The 18,809-nt window shown below is 38.0% G+C and carries 16 protein-coding genes; 7 read left to right on the forward strand and 9 right to left on the reverse strand.

The features are described from left to right. The first annotated feature begins 59 nt into the window (after positions 1-59). The 5 genes from HDF25_RS18070 to HDF25_RS18090 all read left to right on the forward strand — a co-directional run bounded on the left by HDF25_RS18070 (position 60) and on the right by HDF25_RS18090 (position 4,216). Positions 60-872, forward strand: coding sequence for a sensor histidine kinase (locus tag HDF25_RS18070; protein ID WP_184627304.1), 813 nt, complete (start codon positions 60-62; stop codon positions 870-872). A 77-nt stretch (positions 873-949) separates the two neighbouring features. Then, positions 950-1,480, forward strand: coding sequence for a hypothetical protein (locus HDF25_RS18075; protein WP_184627306.1), 531 nt, complete (start codon positions 950-952; stop codon positions 1,478-1,480). A gap of 9 nt (positions 1,481-1,489) precedes the next feature. After that, complete coding sequence (locus tag HDF25_RS18080) at positions 1,490-2,020, forward strand: hypothetical protein (RefSeq protein WP_184627308.1); 531 nt, start codon at positions 1,490-1,492, stop codon at positions 2,018-2,020. Positions 2,021-2,028: 8 nt separating this feature from the next. After that, on the forward strand, positions 2,029-2,841 hold the full coding sequence (locus HDF25_RS18085; RefSeq protein WP_184627310.1) for a hypothetical protein: 813 nt from the start codon (positions 2,029-2,031) through the stop codon (positions 2,839-2,841). Further along, positions 2,810-4,216 carry a hypothetical protein gene (locus HDF25_RS18090; protein WP_184627312.1) on the forward strand — a complete coding sequence of 469 codons (1,407 nt, stop codon included), beginning with the start codon at positions 2,810-2,812 and terminating at the stop codon, positions 4,214-4,216. The genes HDF25_RS18085 and HDF25_RS18090 overlap by 32 nt, the downstream gene beginning before the upstream one ends. On the opposite strand, the gene HDF25_RS18095 is transcribed toward HDF25_RS18090, so the two are convergent. The 6 genes from HDF25_RS18095 to HDF25_RS18120 form a co-directional block, all read right to left on the reverse strand. Further along, positions 4,217-7,057 carry a collagen binding domain-containing protein gene (locus HDF25_RS18095; RefSeq protein ID WP_184627313.1) on the reverse strand — a complete coding sequence of 947 codons (2,841 nt, stop codon included), beginning with the start codon at positions 7,055-7,057 and terminating at the stop codon, positions 4,217-4,219. It lies immediately after the preceding gene. A 54-nt stretch (positions 7,058-7,111) separates the two neighbouring features. Further along, positions 7,112-7,717 (reverse strand): response regulator transcription factor, encoded by a 606-nt coding sequence (locus HDF25_RS18100; protein WP_184627315.1) that lies wholly within the window; start codon positions 7,715-7,717, stop codon positions 7,112-7,114. A gap of 136 nt (positions 7,718-7,853) precedes the next feature. After that, positions 7,854-8,951, reverse strand: coding sequence for an FAD-dependent oxidoreductase (locus HDF25_RS18105; protein ID WP_184627317.1), 1,098 nt, complete (start codon positions 8,949-8,951; stop codon positions 7,854-7,856). Next, a complete protein-coding gene (locus tag HDF25_RS18110; RefSeq protein ID WP_184627319.1) occupies positions 8,948-10,117 on the reverse strand; it encodes a pyridoxal phosphate-dependent aminotransferase in 1,170 nt (389 codons plus the stop codon). The genes HDF25_RS18105 and HDF25_RS18110 overlap by 4 nt, the downstream gene beginning before the upstream one ends. Positions 10,118-10,125: 8 nt before the next feature. Then, positions 10,126-10,515, reverse strand: a complete 390-nt coding sequence (locus tag HDF25_RS18115; protein WP_184627321.1) for a response regulator — start codon at positions 10,513-10,515, stop codon at positions 10,126-10,128. Next, complete coding sequence (locus HDF25_RS18120) at positions 10,515-12,023, reverse strand: sensor histidine kinase (RefSeq protein ID WP_184627323.1); 1,509 nt, start codon at positions 12,021-12,023, stop codon at positions 10,515-10,517. Before HDF25_RS18120 ends, HDF25_RS18115 begins: the two co-directional genes overlap by 1 nt. A 260-nt stretch (positions 12,024-12,283) precedes the next feature. Here HDF25_RS18120 and HDF25_RS18125 point away from each other — a divergent pair, with 260 nt between their 5' ends. Next, on the forward strand, positions 12,284-13,456 hold the full coding sequence (locus HDF25_RS18125; protein WP_221450944.1) for a sensor histidine kinase: 1,173 nt from the start codon (positions 12,284-12,286) through the stop codon (positions 13,454-13,456). Here HDF25_RS18125 and HDF25_RS18130 read toward each other — a convergent pair. Beyond that, on the reverse strand, positions 13,416-14,642 hold the full coding sequence (locus HDF25_RS18130) for a PAS domain S-box protein (protein WP_184627327.1): 1,227 nt from the start codon (positions 14,640-14,642) through the stop codon (positions 13,416-13,418). The two genes, HDF25_RS18125 and HDF25_RS18130, sit on opposite strands and share 41 nt — an antisense overlap. Positions 14,643-14,648: 6 nt before the next feature. Beyond that, positions 14,649-15,557, reverse strand: a complete 909-nt coding sequence (locus tag HDF25_RS18135; protein ID WP_184627329.1) for an NDP-sugar synthase — start codon at positions 15,555-15,557, stop codon at positions 14,649-14,651. A 111-nt stretch (positions 15,558-15,668) separates the two neighbouring features. Here HDF25_RS18135 and HDF25_RS18140 point away from each other — a divergent pair, with 111 nt between their 5' ends. Continuing rightward, complete coding sequence (locus tag HDF25_RS18140) at positions 15,669-16,247, forward strand: class I SAM-dependent methyltransferase (RefSeq protein WP_184627331.1); 579 nt, start codon at positions 15,669-15,671, stop codon at positions 16,245-16,247. A 3-nt stretch (positions 16,248-16,250) separates the two neighbouring features. Here HDF25_RS18140 and HDF25_RS18145 read toward each other — a convergent pair whose 3' ends face one another. Further along, positions 16,251-18,185: a polysaccharide biosynthesis protein gene (locus tag HDF25_RS18145; RefSeq protein WP_184627333.1), complete on the reverse strand. Its 1,935-nt coding sequence runs from the start codon at positions 18,183-18,185 to the stop codon at positions 16,251-16,253. Positions 18,186-18,809: the final 624 nt, after the last annotated feature.

Consider the following 18,809-nt stretch of genomic DNA (forward strand, 5'->3'; position numbering starts at 1 on the left):
TCATCCAGGATATGGCAAGGTGTTTGAACATCATCAGACATCATCGATAAGATAAACTCATGTCAAATCAGATCAATAAAAATAGAATTAAGAATTCTGACATTAGTGCACTGGCGGCTAATTTCCGAGAGTATATCGCAAGAAACAAAGTCGCTGAAGAAAGGGATCAGTTAATAGAGGATCTAACTTCCCGTAATCAGGATCTGAATCAGTTTGCTTATATCACATCTCATAACCTGCGTGCCCCTTTATCAAACCTGATTGGTCTTATCGATATCCTGAATTATGATTTACTCGACGAGTATAACAGAACAATTGTAGATATGTTCAGGGATTCGGCTCATAAATTAAATGAAACAATTTATGATCTTACACAGATGCTAAGTATCAAAAGCAACAAAAAAAAAATCATTGAAAATGTGGATATCACCTGCATCTTCAAAAAAGTATGTAATTATTTCAATAAACAAATCCACAGTACGGGAATTAATATACACACTGATTTTCAATACGAACTGGTTCCCTTTAATAAAAGTTACCTGGAAAGTGTACTGATGAATTTAATGTCTAATTCGTTAAAGTATTGTGCAATAGACAGACCGCTCAAAATCGAACTTGCGACTAAGTTAAATACAGATGGAAATATTGTTCTTACCTTTGCAGACAACGGCATGGGAATCGACCTTATAAGGCATAAAGACCGGATCTTTGGATTAAATGAGCGTTTCCATAATCATGTTAACGGAAGTGGGGTCGGCCTGTTTATTACTAAAACGCAAGTTGTCTCCATGGGAGGCGAAATCGCAGTTGAGAGCGAAGTAGACAGGGGGGCTGTTTTTACTGTAATCTTTAAAAAACAAGCATTTATGTGACATCAATATGTGTCATTCTATGAGTAATTCGATACTGTTTTACCACTAATTTTGTTAGTAACGTATTTCTCAAGGACATGAAAAAAATTCTACTCATCATCGCCGCCTTATTAGCTATCATTACTCTTTTCAATCTAAAAGCTAATGCACAAACTGTAACAGGGAATGTTCCGCTAAGTATCGTAGTGTCTGATGCATTTTCTATCACCCTTGGTGCAACGCCAACTGTCGTATTTACTTATGCAACTGCAGCAGATTATGCAGGGAGCAAAACGGTAGCTAAAGTTGGCCATTTCACCGTAGTTAGTAATCAATCATACAGCGTCACCGTAAAGGCTACTTCCGAATTCAACGTCATTGCGGGTAATGCCACACCAGTATCTTTAAGTATTGTACAGGTGAGCATTGATCCCAGCACGCCAACTACAGGAGCTACTTATGCTACTCCTGCACTCACTACTTCCAGTCAATCCCTTATCACATCAGCATCACCAACTATTGGCACCGCTTATAATGTTGATTATACTATTCCCACTGCTGCCGGACTTATAGGTAAAGCTGATGGGACTTACGCCACCAATGTAATATACACGATTACTCAGCCATAATTACCTAATATGAGAAAAAACCTGCTCTTTATCTTAGTCCTGCTAACCGCTATTACACTTTTTAGTCAAAAAACAAGAGCACAGTCTGTCACAGGGAATGTTCCGCTTAGTATAGTGCTCTCAGATGCTTTCTCTATTACTTTAGGTGCAACGCCTGCCGTAGTATTCACCTACGCTACAGCTGCAGATTATGCTGGAAGTAAAACTGTTGCAAAAGTGGGACATTTTACCGTAGTCAGCAATAAGTCTTATAGTATCACAGTGAAAGCCACAGCTGAATTTAATACCATTGTAGGAAATGCAACACCAGTATCTTTAAGTGTTGTACAGGTCAGCATTGACCCAAGTACCCCTGCTACAGGAGCTACTTACGCAACCCCGGCATTAACAACAACCAGCCAGTCACTGGTCTCTGCCGCATCAGCAACTGTAAGTACCGCCTACAACGTAAACTACACTATTGCCACAGCCGCAGGCTTAATTGGTAAAGCCGATGGTACTTATGCTACAAATGTGATTTACACGATTACACAACCCTAAACATATTGATGAGGTTATTTACTACTTTACTTACTGCATTTCTTTTTTCCTCCCTGTTGAACCCGGTGAAAGGTCAAGGCTTTTCCATTTCTCCCTCCAGGATTTTCTTCAGTGGAAATCCAGGCGAAACAGTTACTCAGACAATCACTTTCGGCAATTCTTCGGACAAGGTACTTTCTTTTGTATCGAGGATACAGGACTGGGACAGGGACTCACTGGGTAATAAAATCTATTACGACAGTAATACGTTACCCTCTTCAAATGCCAGATGGATTACACTTTCTGGTAATGCTGTTTCTGTTCAGCCCGGTGAAAATAAGCAGATTATTATATCCCTGACTATTCCGGCAGATGCAAAAAAACTGACTAACAGTATGCTGTTCTTTACTCAGGTTAAGGAGCAGGAAGTACAACAAAAAAAAACGGATAAAATTGGCATTAATGTTTTAATGGAAGTTGGAATCCAAGTTTATTATGTTCCCAGAGGATTGAACCAGGGGGATTTTGAATTTCTGTCCTTTGATGACCGTGGGATCCATACTGACGGAAAAGTAAAGAAACGCAGGATGGCATTAAAGATACATAATAAGGGCAGTCTGAACAGAGATGCCTTTGTTCGTTTCGAACTCACTAATAAAGAAACGGGTGAAGAAATAAAAATTGACCCTATAACACTCGCTATGTTACCTGACGCAACGCAATCAGTCATCCTCGATCTCCCAACAGATCTGAAGGGTAAATTCCTTGTTGTGGCCTTACTTGATGCCGGATCTTCTTATGATTTAAAAGTTGCTGAAAAAGAGCTTATATATCGCCCTTAGTGTTATTTTTTGCTGTCTTACAGTTAGAAATGTCAGCGCACAGGTAGCTCTCAGCCTACCACAGGCTAATATTACCGGGCAGACTAATTATGTAGCCACAGCTGTCGCCACAGGGAGCTCCGGAGCACTATCTTTACTCTCATCTATATATGGACAATCCGGACAGTCAACTTTTACTTCGGCCCCCAGTACCTTACCGAATCTTCCGCTTAGTATTGCGTCATTCCAGGTAAGCTCTATCGGCGGCATAAATCTTCTATCTGGCTCTTCGGCTATAACGTTTACCACAAGTCCTCAGACTATTTACTATGTACTTCTGGGATTAGGCGGAGGAGTAATGAACGTAAATTACACGGTTATTACTCCAGGAACTATATGGGCCGCGGGAACTTATACAATACCCATGATTTTTACACCAGCAGGTAAAATAACACCGGGAACACAGAACCTTGCCATTACAGTACCTGCCTTTATTGCACTAAACACACAAATACCTGCTACTACTACATTGAATGTAAACTCGCTGGCTCTTTTCCGAAGTGTGGGAGGAGTAAGCAGTGCAGCCAATAACTATGATTACTTCACGACTGTACCTACTCTATTCAGCCTCAATACCAACAGCAGTACTTTTAGTTTCTCTACAACTCAACCTTACAATAGTTTGCCCGCTGCAAATAATGTAAACCTGATGAGTGCATTGATTTCAGGGCCATATGCAGGATCTGCTATTAATCTGTCTACTACCAGTCAACTTTTAACTGTTGGTACAGGGGTCCCGGTAATTCTGACTAATAAAAGTACAACCTATAATTCTACATTAAGTATTAGCGGAGCCAATCTTAAAAGTAATTTTGTACAGGCCGGGACTTATACCGTACCGGCAGTATACACCGTCGCTAAAACAGCTGCTACATTTCCCAGTACACTGGCTTCTCAAACCATGAATACCTCCGTTCAGGTAAATGTGAGTAATATAATGGAACTGGTCGTTCAAGATCCCAGTGTAACGCTAACCGTGAATACCGCCGCATTATATGCACAGGGTACCTCCACACAAATGCCTAATCATGTCAAAGTAAGCAGTACTGTCCCTTATAATGTGACAGTTCAGGCAAGTAGCAGTACATTGTCTTCATCGGGAGGAGTTCAGATTCCAGTTGGGGTAATTACGATTCAGGGAATGACCGGACAGACTGGAATTACTCCTGTTGTCCTTTCTGCAAGCCCCCAGGCATTAATGACCTCGGCTAATCCGGTGATAGATAACTTCCTCAGTCTTCAATATACCATACCATCTTCACAAACAGCCAATCTATTGAATAAAGCAGCAGGTAGTTATAGTACTACAATCACTTATACGATTGTTGCCCCCTGATCAAAAACGACTAACTATAACTTTTCTGCGTTCATCGTTATAAAGGAAAGTGAGCATACCGACTGTCCCTCCCTGTAACGTAACTTCTTCTTTGTCATTTTCAATAGAAAAGGGCATACCCGCTGTTTCAATATAAACGGTATATTTATTCCTTGGCAGATAAAAACAAAAATTCCCCTGATCATCTGTTAAGGTCTGATGGATCCGTCCATTCGGATCTACAGCATTAATCCTGATACCTGCCAGAACAGGTTTCTCGTCTGCATATTTCTTAGCTTTCAATTTAATACAGCCGTTTAATGCCTGGGTTTTAACCAATGGAATTTCTAATTTTTTACTCTTATCAAGAAAAACTACTGTTGGCTCCTGCAGACTCCATCCTCTTGTATTAGTCACCGCAACCGTATAAGCCTCCTTTTTCATATCTCTGAACTCAACGACACCTTTACCATTCGTAAGTGCAGCCTCCCCGTTAATCTTAACTAATAATCCATCCACAGCAACCTCTCCCACATCACGTCTTCCATTGCTATTCCGATCTTCATAATAGGTAAGTTCCAGTTTCATAGAACCTCCTCTTGACTGTGCACCGAATTGTTTCTCTATCCCAATACGCAATTGTCTGCTCTCAAAATACAGATTATTAAGGTTCCCTGTATTCTGTCCCTGATTATCCAGAAGGACTATTGGTTTTTGTTTTGTCATTGTATATAAGAAATCGCTGGTTAGTGCCCAGTTACCTCTTAACTGGCACCTTATATTTCCTGTTACTGAGTAGTTGTTACTGTGCGTAAACCCATAATAATTATACATTCCACCAAAGCGCAGGTTAAGATTGCGCTGTAAAACATCAAAATGAATATTTGGGCCAAAAGAATATAACCTGTATCTGTTACTTCCGGTAGATGATAAAACATCGGAAAGATAATAAGGGTTTAACTGTATATAACCACTGAAACCCAGGATGGGCATATTGTAACTGGTATTGATTTTAATGGAATGAAATGGAGCAATTGGCCTTTCGGAAGTGTTAATATAGGTATAACCGTAATCTGCTGTCATCGAGAAACTTTGCACACGTCCACTATAGGACATATTTGCAGTAAAACGCATAGAAGAAGATTTCCAGTTAACATCTCCCGATAAAGGGTCAGTCAGTACAGTGGAGATTAAGTGCTGGTTCATGAAATAAGGCCCAAAGCCCATAAAGATATTCCCCACTTTAGTATTGTAGCCCAGTTCATAAAGATAAATGGCATTTTTATTTATGCCCGTATTAAAAACATTGTTTTGATTATACTGATATTTTGGATTGTTATCTTGTGTACTGATATGAAAAGAGAGACTACCAGCTTCTTCAAATTTACGGACCAAACGAAGGTCCCCTAATAATAAACCACGTCTTAAACCGGTGTAATATGGACTACTATAGTACCCATTTGCAGAAAACTGATAGTCAGCACTATTCAGCGCATAATTTACCCCCGCTGAGACTGCAGGTTTAGGGGATGAGGCAGATTTTTTCTGATCCTCTAAAGAATACCCTGCCTCAAGCCCAAGTAATTGTCCCTGTTTAAGTTTAAAATTGGTTTTAATACTTAACTGATTCGCATCAATTCCGGTAAATGAGTCATGACTATGGATATAAGTAATACGTTTATCTCCTTTACCGTCAGGTGTAGTCAGATTATAATCAACAGCCAGAATCTTCGCCCCTGGAATAGTGGTACTGATCTGGTCATACAAAAGAAAGTTATTCTGAATTCCGTAGACGGATAATGTTCCATTATCTTTCAGCTTTAAACTCGCTTTAATTCCTCGTCCACCTAAAGAAAAGTCTACATTTTCGTATATATTGCCCAACTTAAGCCCCCAGTCTTTTGCCTGATAATCTACGTAGGTATTATAAATATTAATTCCGTTTACATCTTGCTGGTGGTACTGGTCAGCATTTAAACGATATTCCAGCATGCTGTTATCTCCTGTTTTCACCTTACCGTTAGCCTGCAGCTGGTAGAAAGAAGAATTACTACTCATATTCGCATATCTGAAAGCCACAGTATTTGCCAGAGCTCCACTGTATTGATCATTCCCCATACTCATCCTCCTGGCATTAGTTACATTCACTATACGAAGTATTTTAACAGCAAGCCGGTTATTAGCGGCATCCACAGCTTGTATAGTAACAGTAAAATCGGCGGGTATACTCGTATTAACTTTATTTCTAGCCAGAAAAGGAAGTAATTGTTGTGTCCCTGGTTGAAGGGTAAGATTCATAGTTTGCCCGGTAAACTCTAATCCGTCCGGAATACCAGATAATAGCAGCCTGAAGGTTATGGGTACAAAACCATTATTTGCACAGCGTACAATTACCTGTGCCTGGTTACTCAGCTGACTAAGATAAACTTCATTTTCTTCTGTACCGATGGTCAGCCCGCCAACATCTGTAAGCTGTGTCATAAATCTTGCTGATTGCTGCACCTCAATGCCTGGAGTCTGCGCAATCAGATGGAGTACGAACAACTGACTATTACTAATAATAGTCTGCCGGTCAGCGATATACTTCAAAGGAAAAACTTTGGTTTCACCTGCTTTTAGTACGAGGCTATCAGGTAAAGAAATCAATCCTCTTGACAATTCTTTTTCCTTTTTATCCTGTTTAAGTGTTACTGTAATCTGTGTAGCATTGGTAATCTTTAATAGATTAGCGAAAGTCTCCCCTCCTTTAACTTCTAATGTATCCCTGGTGAAATTGTATTTTACCTGGGCTGAAGCATTCGCTACAACCAGACAGCAAAGAATCACATATAGTATATTCAAATAGCCGATTTTATGCATCATGAGAGAATGATAAAAGCACATCCTGCTTAGAGCAGGAATATCGCCTATTGGTTTTTATTTGAATTGGGCAAGCAATTCACCTTTACTGTTAATATTCAGTTTTTTATAGGTGCGCTTAATATATTGACGTACCGTATCCAGTGAAATTCCATATTTGTAACCGATCAGCTTATAACTCAATCCATGCTGAAGTCCTTCCACGATCTGGCGTTCCCTATAACTAAGCTTAGACTGATAGTCTATTGTCTGTTGTACTTGTTGAATTACATTCCTGGAGATGGAAGGACTAAAAACTGATCCTCCACGATAGGTAGTTACTATAGTAGAAATCACATCATTAACGCAGGTGTCTTTTGTCAGATATCCCATTGCGCCTGCCTTTACACAGGCTAGGACTGTATTATGATCCTGAATATTACTATAGACAACCACATTTGTATTTGGAAATTTACGGTAAATATCAGGGATAACACCAATTCCGTTGACTTCAATATCCAGTAAAGTAACATTTGGCTCTTGTGAAGGCTGTACCTTCTTGCATTCACCAATTGACCCAATATCAAGGGTTACTTTCAAATTATGCTCATGCTGATGATCCAGCATTACACGCACCATAGTTCTGCTCTGTTGATTATTATCTATAATTCCTACTTTAATCATAGTTCTCCCCTTCTTTAACCTCTTTAAGTAAATAGCTTGAAATGATATGAAATAAAGTTAAGCAATACTTTAAATGCTCTCCTGTTCATTCTGTTCATTCGCAAACGTTAATAACAGAAGAAACAACAAAAACCAACTACTTATTAATCAATGGAATAACAAATTCAGAAACTGGATTCAGGAAAGAATCTCTTAAATTTCTACCCATATTTACGTGTTCTTTTATACTATTTGCCCTTTCCTGGTAATAAGCAGAGAATGCTTTGTCATGATCAGGGTAATCCAATAAACACTGGCATAATATCTTCGCATCAAGCATAGCATTCGTAGTACCTGCACTTGTAAATGGGAGAGCAACATGGGCAGCATCTCCGATTAATACTACATTTTGAGAATGGAAAGCGGGCAGCAGATCGAAATCTCTGGTATTCCAGATGTAACTGGTTTGGAAATCATTGTGATTTAAAACAGTCTTTACTTCAACAGGAAAATCCTTCAGCAAATTTAAACATAACCCATGCAGAAGTGTATGGTACTGTTCAGAAGTGCGCTCAGTGATTCCGTCAGGAATGTCACCAAGTAATGGGTCATATTGCATGAACCAAACCATTTCTATTCCGGATGTTGGAATGAGGCCAAAGGAGAGTCCTTTATCTTGTTGCTGAAATTTGGTAAACTTTCCATTAAGCAGATTTGCAAGTTCAGCATGCTCTATAATACCGACCACTTCTTTCACCCTGCCAGGCTCAAACTTCACTTCTCCGAATAATGCCTTCCGCACAAGAGAATTTGCCCCATCTGCTCCAATAAAGATATCACCGTACTCCCGTTCCCCATTTAAAAATGCAGCTGCAACAATCTTTTGATCCTCATAAATAAAATGGGAAAATATACGGTTGTTATTTATATGTGATTCTGGCAGAAGCTGATTTAAACAGGCTAGCAGATCTGTACGTTTAAAACACTGCCAGTCTTCCAGAGGCAATTCCATAATAAGACCCCCATCCGGATCTTTAAGCATAAATGTATGTACTGCCCTACCCGGAAGATGCAGTTCACTCTCATTTGCCAGTTCATTCAGGACTGTTATCCCATCATGGTGCATGAGAAAAGCATGGCCTCCAACAGCAGTGAAAACCTGGCGCTCATTCACACAAACATCAATATCATGCTGATGTAAGTAAATCCCCATACATAATCCGGCGATCCCACCGCCCAAAACAACTACTTTCATAAATTATTGATCGTATGCTGTATATTATATAAAGCCTGCCCCAAAATCTCTTCTGAAGTAGCAAAACTCATTCTTATAAATCCTTCAGCTCCCTCACCAAACCATTGCTTCGCTCCCGGAACAACAGCCACTTTGGCTTTATCCAGAAGTAGCTGATAAATTTCTGTACTGTTTTTTTGTGTTCCGGTGATATTCGTAAAGGCCACATAACAGCCTTCAGGGGAAATACATTGGAATCCCTGCGTTGCATTCAGTTCTCTGACACATAGATCTCTCATTTTCTGAAGATGAACAAGAAAACTATCCAACCAGTAATCACAATCGTTGAGTGCGGTGACTACCGCAACCTGAGAAAGGATATTAGCTCCATGTATAGTGGAACCATGGAGTGAAGCTTCAAACAAGCGGTCATAATGAGCCTGAGAAGATGCCATTACGGCCCCGATTCTCAATCCCGCAAGGCCATAAGACTTGCTGTACCCGGTTATTGTTATTGTTTGATTCCTGATTTCTTCGTTTAATGAAGCTATACTTGTATATAAATGGGGTGTATAAACAATGTCACTCCATATTTCATCGGATAAAATTACCAGATTATGTTTGCAGGCTATTTCACCGAGCTGGAGTAACTCCTCTTTGTTAAAAACTTTACCCGTAGGATTTAATGGATTACAAAGACAGATCATCCGGGTCCTTGGAGTGATCAGACTTTCCAAATGGGCAAAATCAACTGTATCTGATCCAGGTGGAATAGCAAAAGGGACTGCAATACTGTTTACTGCTTCAATAGAGTATCTGAAAAGGAAATCTACAGGATCAAAAATAATTGCTTCATCTCCGACGGTTAAAAAAGCCTTACAGGTCAAATAAATCCCAAATGCAGCACTATCAACAGGGAATATGAATTCTGGTTTTGCAGGGATATTACGCTTAACAGAAAAGTAAGTAGCAACACTTTCTTTAAACTCCGGAAGCCCTGCAGGAGGCCCGTATGATAAATATCTGTCTCTGGTAAACCGGATAATGGCTTCTGCAATTTCCGGTGCACTAGGAAAGTCAGGATCAGCAGCTGTAAGCGGAATTACTCCTTCAGGCACAGTAGCCCATCTTAAATTAAATGCTCTTTTTTTTAGAATATCCAGGTTAACGGATTGGGATTGAAACATCCTCTAAACTATAAATTTTCCAGAATTTCCAGAAATTTTTCTTTGACCAGAGGTTTAATAATAAATTCGCTGACTTCATTGATATTTTTGGACCGTTCCATTTCATGAGGAGAGATAGAAGAGGATACAATATACAACTCATTAGTTTTTGCAAAAGAAGGATATAATTCCCGATACTCAGCCAGAAACTCCCATCCATCCATAACGGGCATATTCAAATCCAGAAAGATAACATCCGGAAGTAATTCCTTTTTACCGAGAATTTCTTTAAGATGAGTGATGGCTTGCAGTCCATCAGAAAAAACTTCAACATCTACATTTTCAGACACTTTTAAGATCGTTTTCTTTGTAAGAAAAACAAAAATATCATCATCATCAATAAGATATACTTTCTTCATCACCAGTTCATATTTTGATTTACAAATTCAATAGAAAATATAGAGCCCTGATCAGGTAAGCTTTCCACCCAAATCTTACCTCCCATTGCTTCTACCTGGGTTTTAGTCATAAATAGTCCAAGCCCTTTAGCATCGGGGTGACGATGGAATACTTTTCCAATTTTAAATATATTGTCCTTGTGTTTGACGAGATCTATACCCAGTCCATTATCCTGAACCGTCAGAACGATATTTCCTTCTTTTATTTTAGAAGCCAGGTTTAATGACAACTGTCTTTCTGGAGATTGGTATTTAATGGCATTGCTAATGAGATTATAAAATATACTGGCCAGATATTTATGCGGGTACATAACAGCAGGAGCATCATCGAAATCAACCTTAATCTTCGCCTTTGCTTTTTGTATTTCAACATATAAACCATCCAATGCTTCCTGTAAACACGTACTGAAGTTCAGTCTATCCAACTTGATATCCCGGTCCAGTCTGATCTGGATAGATTCTACCAGTTCGTTAAATGTACTCTTCAGGTTTTCAATTACCGGTTCCAGTTTAGAGACTAATAATTTCTGCTCATCTGCATCTTCAGCTTCCTGAATAAATTCTGCAAGCATGGCCATATTGATTAATGGGCCTCTTAGATTATGGGAAACGACATTACAAAAATCTATCAGTTGGGTATTCTGAATAGCCAGTTGCTCCATAATCATGCTTTGCTTCTCTTCCAGGATTTTACGTTCCGTAATGTCTATTCCGAAGCCAATAACCATGATAAAATTCCCACTTTCATCATGCATCGGAAACATTCTTCGTAGAAAAGTAATTGTATTTCCTTCCGGGTCTTTCTGGCTCTCCTCCCAACCTATTGCTTTTCCAGTATTTTTAACTTCCAGAAATTGTGCTCTGCGGGCTTCCGCGATTTTAGGGTCCCGGTTCCTGAAAGCACCATATTCAAAATCGTCCTTTCCAATAATAAATTTCCTGTATTCCTCATTCTTAATTGCCATAGGATTAGCAAAGAGGTATCTGTGATCCGCATCAAACACAACAATATCCTGTGGAATATTATTCAGGATGCTCTCATAAAATTCTTTAATGCTATTATTTATTACCGGAAGTTTGAGTTGCAATAGCGTAGTAATTTGCTGTGCCAGTAAGGCAAGTCCTTTGTGTTGTTCCTGATTCAATACAATCCGAACGGGCCCCGCTACACTCAAATGCCCGATAACCAAATTTTTGTTTACAATAATTGGTATGGCAATAAAAAAAGGATAATCATCCGTTGCTGAATTATCTCTGGGTGTTTCCTTCAATTCGATACCCAATTTCGCTTTGTACCAGATTCTGTGCTTATCCACAAAAGTAATTGCCGAAACTGGTGCATGTGTTATAATAGACGCAAGTTTGACAATATTATCAAACTCCTGTTCTTCACCGGTATCCAAAATTTCCAACACATAAAGCGCAGCAATTCTATCAGCTTCATTCCTAAGTGATGGGATATTAATCATATGCAGGTTTCAGTCAACAATTTTGACAATACAAAGCTAGTTATTAGATTGATTCTTTTGTTAAAAAAGAAAATCACCTTTGATCATTTATCCAAGATAGAATTTTTTCTCCACATTCAATCTTGCTTCAAAGTAAACTGTCGTTCTTTTTATTCACTGTACCAATAAATATGTGAATAACAGTCGGATGTATTGTTCATTGTCTGTAAAAAAATCAGAAATTGTCAGGATGTTTGAATAATTTAGAGTTTTAAATAACTATGAGACAAAACTTTAGGCGTCATACAGGATATAATACCGAACATACGTTACCATACACTGAAATGAACAAAAGCTTTATCACCTTCATAGAAAAGTGCCATGAACTGATGTTCTGTACCAAAAAAAACGGGGATTTTGTTCATGTATCTTCAGCCGCTGAACAACTATTTGGCTTTACTGCCGAGGAATACAGAAATTTCAACATCACAGATATTATTCATTCCGATGACCTCGAAGAAGTGAGAGAAAAAATCAGAACTGTTTTATCTTCACAAAATTCCAGGGTCAACTTCAAATTACGGAGCCTCAACAAACAAGGTGGATATTGCTGGATAGAGGGTAAAATTATCAATATGCAGGACGATAATATGGATGTTCTTATAATCAGATTCGATGATATCAATAATCGTGTACTCAATGAACAGGGACAAACTTTACAACTTCTGGAACTCAACAAAAGAAATCAGGATCTTAGCCAGTTTGTTTATATTATATCACATAATCTAAGAACCCCATTATCTAATTTGATCGGGCTCATCAACATCCTGGAAATCGACCTCCTTGATGACTATAACAAAGGAATTATTGACTTATTCAAATCTTCCACAGATAGACTAACTGAAACCGTTTTTGATCTGACCCATATATTAACACTTAAAGATAATCAGGGAGTAAAAGTGACGAAGGTAAATGTGCAAAAAGTGTTCGAAAAGGTTTGTCTGTCTTTCAATGATCAGATAAAACAATTAGGGGTTAAGCTAATTTGTAATTTCAATTACAACCATATTATTTTCAACAAGAGTTATCTGGAAAGTATATTGACAAATCTAATGTCTAATGCAATTAAATACCGCCGACAAAGCAGACAGCTGGAAATACAGCTGACCTTAACCAAAGACAAAATAAACAATTGTGTCCTTACCTTCGCAGACAATGGAACAGGCATCGATATGAGCATGAACAAAGACAAGCTCTTTGGCCTCCATCAGCGATTCCACAGTCACATTAACGGAAACGGAGTTGGCTTATACATAACCAGGTCACAGATCGTCTCTCTCGGAGGCAGTATCGAAGTAAACAGTAACATTGATGAAGGAACCACGTTTACAATTACTTTCAAAGGAGAACCTGCTAACTTGTTAAACCAGAGCCCCCAGCCTGTCCTACAATAGATTTTATAGCCATATTTAATTTCTGAGAAGAATCATTAAGGAAATTTAAAGTCTGCTGGGTATCTTCTCCCGGATATTTGATCAGAAATTCCGTCAGACTCATGATATTAGCCAGCGGAGCTCTTACCATATGGCTCTGCATCCAGGCAATTTCCTTCAGATCCCTGTTTTGACGTTCAATTTTCTGAATATAATTAATTCGCTCCGACACATCAGTAGCTAAGACTAATCTTGCCTCACGTTCTTCAAAACGGATAGTATTGGTTTCAATTTCAACCGGAAATACCTCTTTATTTTTATTGACATGAATCAATATTCCTGAATAATCCCTGTTGTTAACCATGCTGTTCAGGTCCATCAGTTTACTACTCTCCGTCTGAGGCCGGATGTCTCCAATGCTCATCGTGAGGAACTCTTCCTTTGTATATCCATATTTAGTGCAGGCTGCATCATTTGCATGCAGGAATTTACCATTCTCCATATCAAAAACATACATCGGAACTGGATTAGCTTCAAAAGTATTACGAAAATACCGCTCTGATGCATCAAGCCTGGAGATGAGATTTGCCTCTTTTTTGATGGTCTGCTCCAGACCATTCAAAACTTTGCTAATCAGCATCACACTGATCAGGCTCACAAAGATCAGATTTCCTGAATAAGATGCCCATAATGGCAAATCATAACTTTCCAGGAGGGGACTTGCAAATAATTTATATTGTATTACCGCACCAAAACCTGCACAAATTAACACATTGAGCCCAACGAGCCAGTAAGCAGCCGGGCGGGGGAAAATCATTGCAGAGAATATGGTAATAATAATCAGATAAAGTACTCCCGGACCTTCTGAACCTAATACTGCTATATAAATGATGGCCAGAACGTATAAGAGAAAAAGTGCCAATATTTTCCTGGTATGAATCATAATTTTCTTATTGAAAATAATAGATAGTAAAGCAAATACAAAAACAATGTTGAACCACTGGACTATAGCACTCCCTGCAAAAAAACCGAAAGTCATTGAAGAGACAAATGCTATTAAGCTAACGATAAAGCCATAACTTATCATATTGGTAAAAAGTCTTTTCCGCCAGAAAACATGCTCTTCCTCAGAAGGATCAGAGTTCCTCAGTACGGCCTGTTCAATCAGGCTTTTAATTTTCCACCAATATTCTCTAAGTGAAAACATATCCTTTTATGCCCAAAGATTAATCGGATAAACGTCTTCCTCTGCAAGTTTCTGCAATGCAGTTCTTACCACGGGTGCATCTTCTTTAAAAGTCACACCAAACCATTTAGCCTGGGTAGGGATCATTTTGACAACTCCTTTACCTGACTTAATCAATATATCAGCCACCTCCGGTATCAAAAACTCTGCTTTCAACTCATTTCTGTTATTATCCAGGAATTTGTAATACTCCCCTTCTGACCAGTCGACAAAATCTGGCGTGAAGCAGAAAAAATTCATACTCACCTTTGTATCCATTGGTAGTTCTATGACAGCATCTCCATTTTTAGTAAACGCTTTATTATTATTTCTATAAATCTCCTTACGCTCAGTGATACTTACAATTTCATGTTGTTCACTTACGTTTATCTCCCCGCGTGTTACTGACCCGTTATCACTAAGTGTATTCTTCAGTTCATAACCTATACATGCATATTTATCAGTTTGAATTCCTGTCGTCAGGAAATTATAAGCCTGTTTAAAGGCATCAAAGCCATAAAAATCATCCGCATTAATTACAGCAAATGGCCCATCTAATACATCTTTACAACATAATAAAGCATGCGAGGTCCCGAATGGTTTTGTCCGGCCGGCAGCGATCTTTCTACCCCCGCTAAAACTTTCCAGTGACTGATATACGTAGTCAGTTGCAATTCTACCTGCTAATTTTGGTTCTATTACTTCTTTAAACGCAACTGAAAATTCCTCTCTTATGATAAATATTACTTTTCCAAATCCAGCTTTTATGGCATCGAAAATAGAATATTCCATAATAGTTTCTCCCGCAGGGCCAAAAGATTCTATCTGCTTGTTCCCCCCGTACCTGCTCGCCATACCAGCAGCCAATATAACGAGAGAAGGTCTTGTTGTATTCATAGATTTTTAAATAGTTGAATACAAAATAGCAAAAGTTACTCCATCTTTTCTTAAAACCATAATAGCTTTGATAAATTTACGCCGTAACTTTGGAGAGAGCAATTAAAAAATATGATTGACAATTTTTCAAGTGATGCCGCATTCGACAATTTATATTCTCTAAGAGCACAACAACTCTCTTCTATCCACTGGACTCCCATTGATATCGCAATAAAGGCAGCTACATACCTTACCGGAGGGAAAGGCAGGAATATTATAGATATTGGAAGTGGTGTTGGAAAATTCTGCCTCGTGGCCGCCCATAATTTTCCGGACTATATTTTTCATGGTGTGGAACAGAGGAAAGCACTGGTAGACGAGGCAATTATTGCCCAAAATGCAACAAAGCTTATCAATGTAAATTTCATCCATGCGAACTTTAACGAGCTCAATATGGATGAATATGATCATATTTATTTTTACAACTCTTTCAGTGAAAATCTATTTCACTACAAACCAATTGACAATCTGATTAATTGTTCACAGGATATCTACGATGAATATCTTAAGATGTTTTATGAATTATTGGAAGACAAACCTTCTGGCACAAGAGTGGCCACTTTTCATTGCAGTAATGAATATATCCCTCCTGCCTACAAGAGGGTTCAACATATTACCGGAGAAGCATTAAAACTTTGGATTAAGCAATAACTATCAGGATTTTACATCCAAATCTTCGAAGACTGAGTTCTTACTTTTATACTCTTTAACAAGCTCTTTCATTAAAGTAACGACCTGAAGATCGTCACATCTTTTGGCATGTTCTATCAAAGCATAAATCTGAAGTTGTATCTCATCAAATGCATACTCCCTTACTTTACCAATCATAATTTTCTCATGGTGAGTGGGCATAGTATTCTCATTATCATTTAGTAGTTCTTCATAAAGTTTCTCTCCCGGTCTCAGTCCTGAATATTCTATCTGAATGTCCTGATTAGGCACTAGACCTGCCAGCTGAATCATTTTTTTAGCCAGATCAACGATTTTTACAGATTTACCCATGTCAAAGATAAATATCTCCCCACCATCTCCCATACAGCCTGCTTCTAATACCAGACGACAGGCTTCAGGTATAGTCATAAAATAACGGGTTATCTCCGGGTGAGTAACTGTAATAGGCCCACCCTTTTCTATCTGTTGCTTGAATCTTGGAATCACTGAGCCATTAGATCCTAAAACATTTCCAAAACGGGTAGTAATAAACTTCGTAATTGGCTTAACTTCAAGTTCATTAATATAACTTAAACCATTACTAAAAATATGATTTTTATGATGTAACGAATTATTGAGTGACTGAACATAAATCTCGGCAATACGTTTTGAAGCCCCCATTACATTTGTAGGGTTTACCGCTTTATCAGTGGAGATCATTACAAATTTCTGTACTCCATATTTCACAGCCTTGTCAGCAATTGTCTTTGTCCCAAGGACATTAGTTTTAATGGCCTCACATGGATTATCTTCCATTAAAGGGACATGTTTATATGCGCCCGCGTGATATACGTAGTGAGGCTTAAAAGTACTGAATAGGTTTTCCATTCTTCTTTCATCTCTTACATCACCAATGAAAGCATGAAAATTCTGATTTTTTACCGTTTCAGTTAGCTCAAGATATAATTCGTGTAAAGCTGTTTCAGACTGATCACATAAAATAATCAATCCAACTTCGAATTTTGATAACTGACGCACAATTTCACTTCCAATAGAACCAGCAGCCCCAGTAATTAAAATTCTTTTATTTTTCAGTTGATGCCCTATACCTTCAATATCAATATGGATTGACTTGCGATCAAGCAAATCTTCGATATTTAATTTTTTAATCTGGGTAGGCTGTAATTTCCCATCTGTCCATACATTAGGTGGAGGAATATTAAGAACCTTAATACCATTCTCAAGACAGACATCTATAATTTGATTTTTGCGTTCTTTAGGAATAGTGTAAGAGGCAAAAATGATCTCATCCAGTTCGTGTTCAACAATCAGATTTACCAGATCCTTTGCATCGAGAATTTTAATTCCATCAATAGTCTTACCCATCTTACGCTGATCATCATCTACAAAGGCGATAATATTCTTATTCACATTCGGATCATGATCAAAAGTACGCTTGGTTGCTACACCAGCTTCACCAGCTCCATAAATCATGACTCTGATCTTATCAAGTTTAAGATTCTTAATATAAATAAAGAAGTATTTAATCAGTACACGGTAAGTGATTAGCAACAAGAAACTGGCAAGGCCATTTATTATCAATACGCTATTTGGGATTAAAGCTACATTACCTGTAGCAACAACAGCCATATTAATCAGGAAGAAAGTACTATTGGATACAATTACCGCATACAAAATACGAAAAGTATCCTGAGCACTGGTATAACGGATAATTCCTGAGAAGGTTCTTACTTTCAGAAAAACTAACGTACTGATCACGGTTGTAATCAATACGTTCCTGCTAAACTCTACATAATCCAATGTAGAGAGGTCAAAATTTCTTTTGATTAGATAGGCCAATGTTAGCGATGCAAAACATATCGTTAAATCAAGCGTAAATATTATCCATCTAGGTACTATGTTGATTTGACTGAACAAAATTTTATATTTTTAATAATGAGCAAATTTAATCAAAAAATCGACCAATTTTAAATAGCCGAGGTTCATTTATTAAAATGATACTATAGATTTAGCATTTATTAAACAATAATCACTAAAAAAAGTTAAAACTATAATATGATTTTTTCATAAAATTTCTTTACACATAAAAAATCAAATATATAGATAATTATTATTAGAACAGAGTCACTGTAATGTATAACGTATAAACGACCTAAATAATGAACAATTGATACAATTAGTGTCTGCTTAATTGAAATTAATTATATTTGGAATTGCAACAATAAAATGGAAATTGGATTAAGCCGCAATATTTTGTTTAATTAAGTTTTGACCAAATTCCTCAGGGACACGAGCCCCAATGACCAATATAGCTTTTCATGGTTGTACCAGGTTTCGATATATATTCAAATACGACAGTCCGGCTGTTCTTTGTTTACAAACTGATGTGCGTTGATACATGCATTTGGTTTTGAATCTCTTAAAGGAGCTCCCGACAATCACATAATGCAATGCCCCCAAAAAGTTAGACACTTTCTGGGGGCATTTTTATGACAAAAAAAAAGAAACACAGTTTTGATTTCAAGCTTCATTGCGTAAAGC

The organism is Pedobacter cryoconitis (genome assembly GCF_014207135.1).
In the GTDB taxonomy this organism is placed as follows: Bacteria; Bacteroidota; Bacteroidia; order Sphingobacteriales; family Sphingobacteriaceae; genus Pedobacter; species Pedobacter cryoconitis_D.

Bases quoted from the DNA above. Each gene is read 5' to 3' on its own strand.
- HDF25_RS18130 (WP_184627327.1), bottom strand. From the start codon at position 14,642: ATGTTTTCACTTAGAGAATATTGGTGGAAAATTAAAAGCCTGATTGAA.
- HDF25_RS18120 (WP_184627323.1), bottom strand. From the start codon at position 12,023: ATGATTAATATCCCATCACTTAGGAATGAAGCTGATAGAATTGCTGCG.
- HDF25_RS18105 (WP_184627317.1), bottom strand. From the start codon at position 8,951: ATGAAAGTAGTTGTTTTGGGCGGTGGGATCGCCGGATTATGTATGGGG.
- HDF25_RS18125 (WP_221450944.1), top strand. From the start codon at position 12,284: ATGAGACAAAACTTTAGGCGTCATACAGGATATAATACCGAACATACG.
- HDF25_RS18085 (WP_184627310.1), top strand. From the start codon at position 2,029: ATGAGGTTATTTACTACTTTACTTACTGCATTTCTTTTTTCCTCCCTG.
- HDF25_RS18115 (WP_184627321.1), bottom strand. From the start codon at position 10,515: ATGAAGAAAGTATATCTTATTGATGATGATGATATTTTTGTTTTTCTT.
- HDF25_RS18140 (WP_184627331.1), top strand. From the start codon at position 15,669: ATGATTGACAATTTTTCAAGTGATGCCGCATTCGACAATTTATATTCT.
- HDF25_RS18100 (WP_184627315.1), bottom strand. From the start codon at position 7,717: ATGATTAAAGTAGGAATTATAGATAATAATCAACAGAGCAGAACTATG.
- HDF25_RS18110 (WP_184627319.1), bottom strand. From the start codon at position 10,117: ATGTTTCAATCCCAATCCGTTAACCTGGATATTCTAAAAAAAAGAGCA.
- HDF25_RS18075 (WP_184627306.1), top strand. From the start codon at position 950: ATGAAAAAAATTCTACTCATCATCGCCGCCTTATTAGCTATCATTACT.
- HDF25_RS18070 (WP_184627304.1), top strand. From the start codon at position 60: ATGTCAAATCAGATCAATAAAAATAGAATTAAGAATTCTGACATTAGT.
- HDF25_RS18135 (WP_184627329.1), bottom strand. From the start codon at position 15,557: ATGAATACAACAAGACCTTCTCTCGTTATATTGGCTGCTGGTATGGCG.
- HDF25_RS18080 (WP_184627308.1), top strand. From the start codon at position 1,490: ATGAGAAAAAACCTGCTCTTTATCTTAGTCCTGCTAACCGCTATTACA.
- HDF25_RS18095 (WP_184627313.1), bottom strand. From the start codon at position 7,057: ATGATGCATAAAATCGGCTATTTGAATATACTATATGTGATTCTTTGC.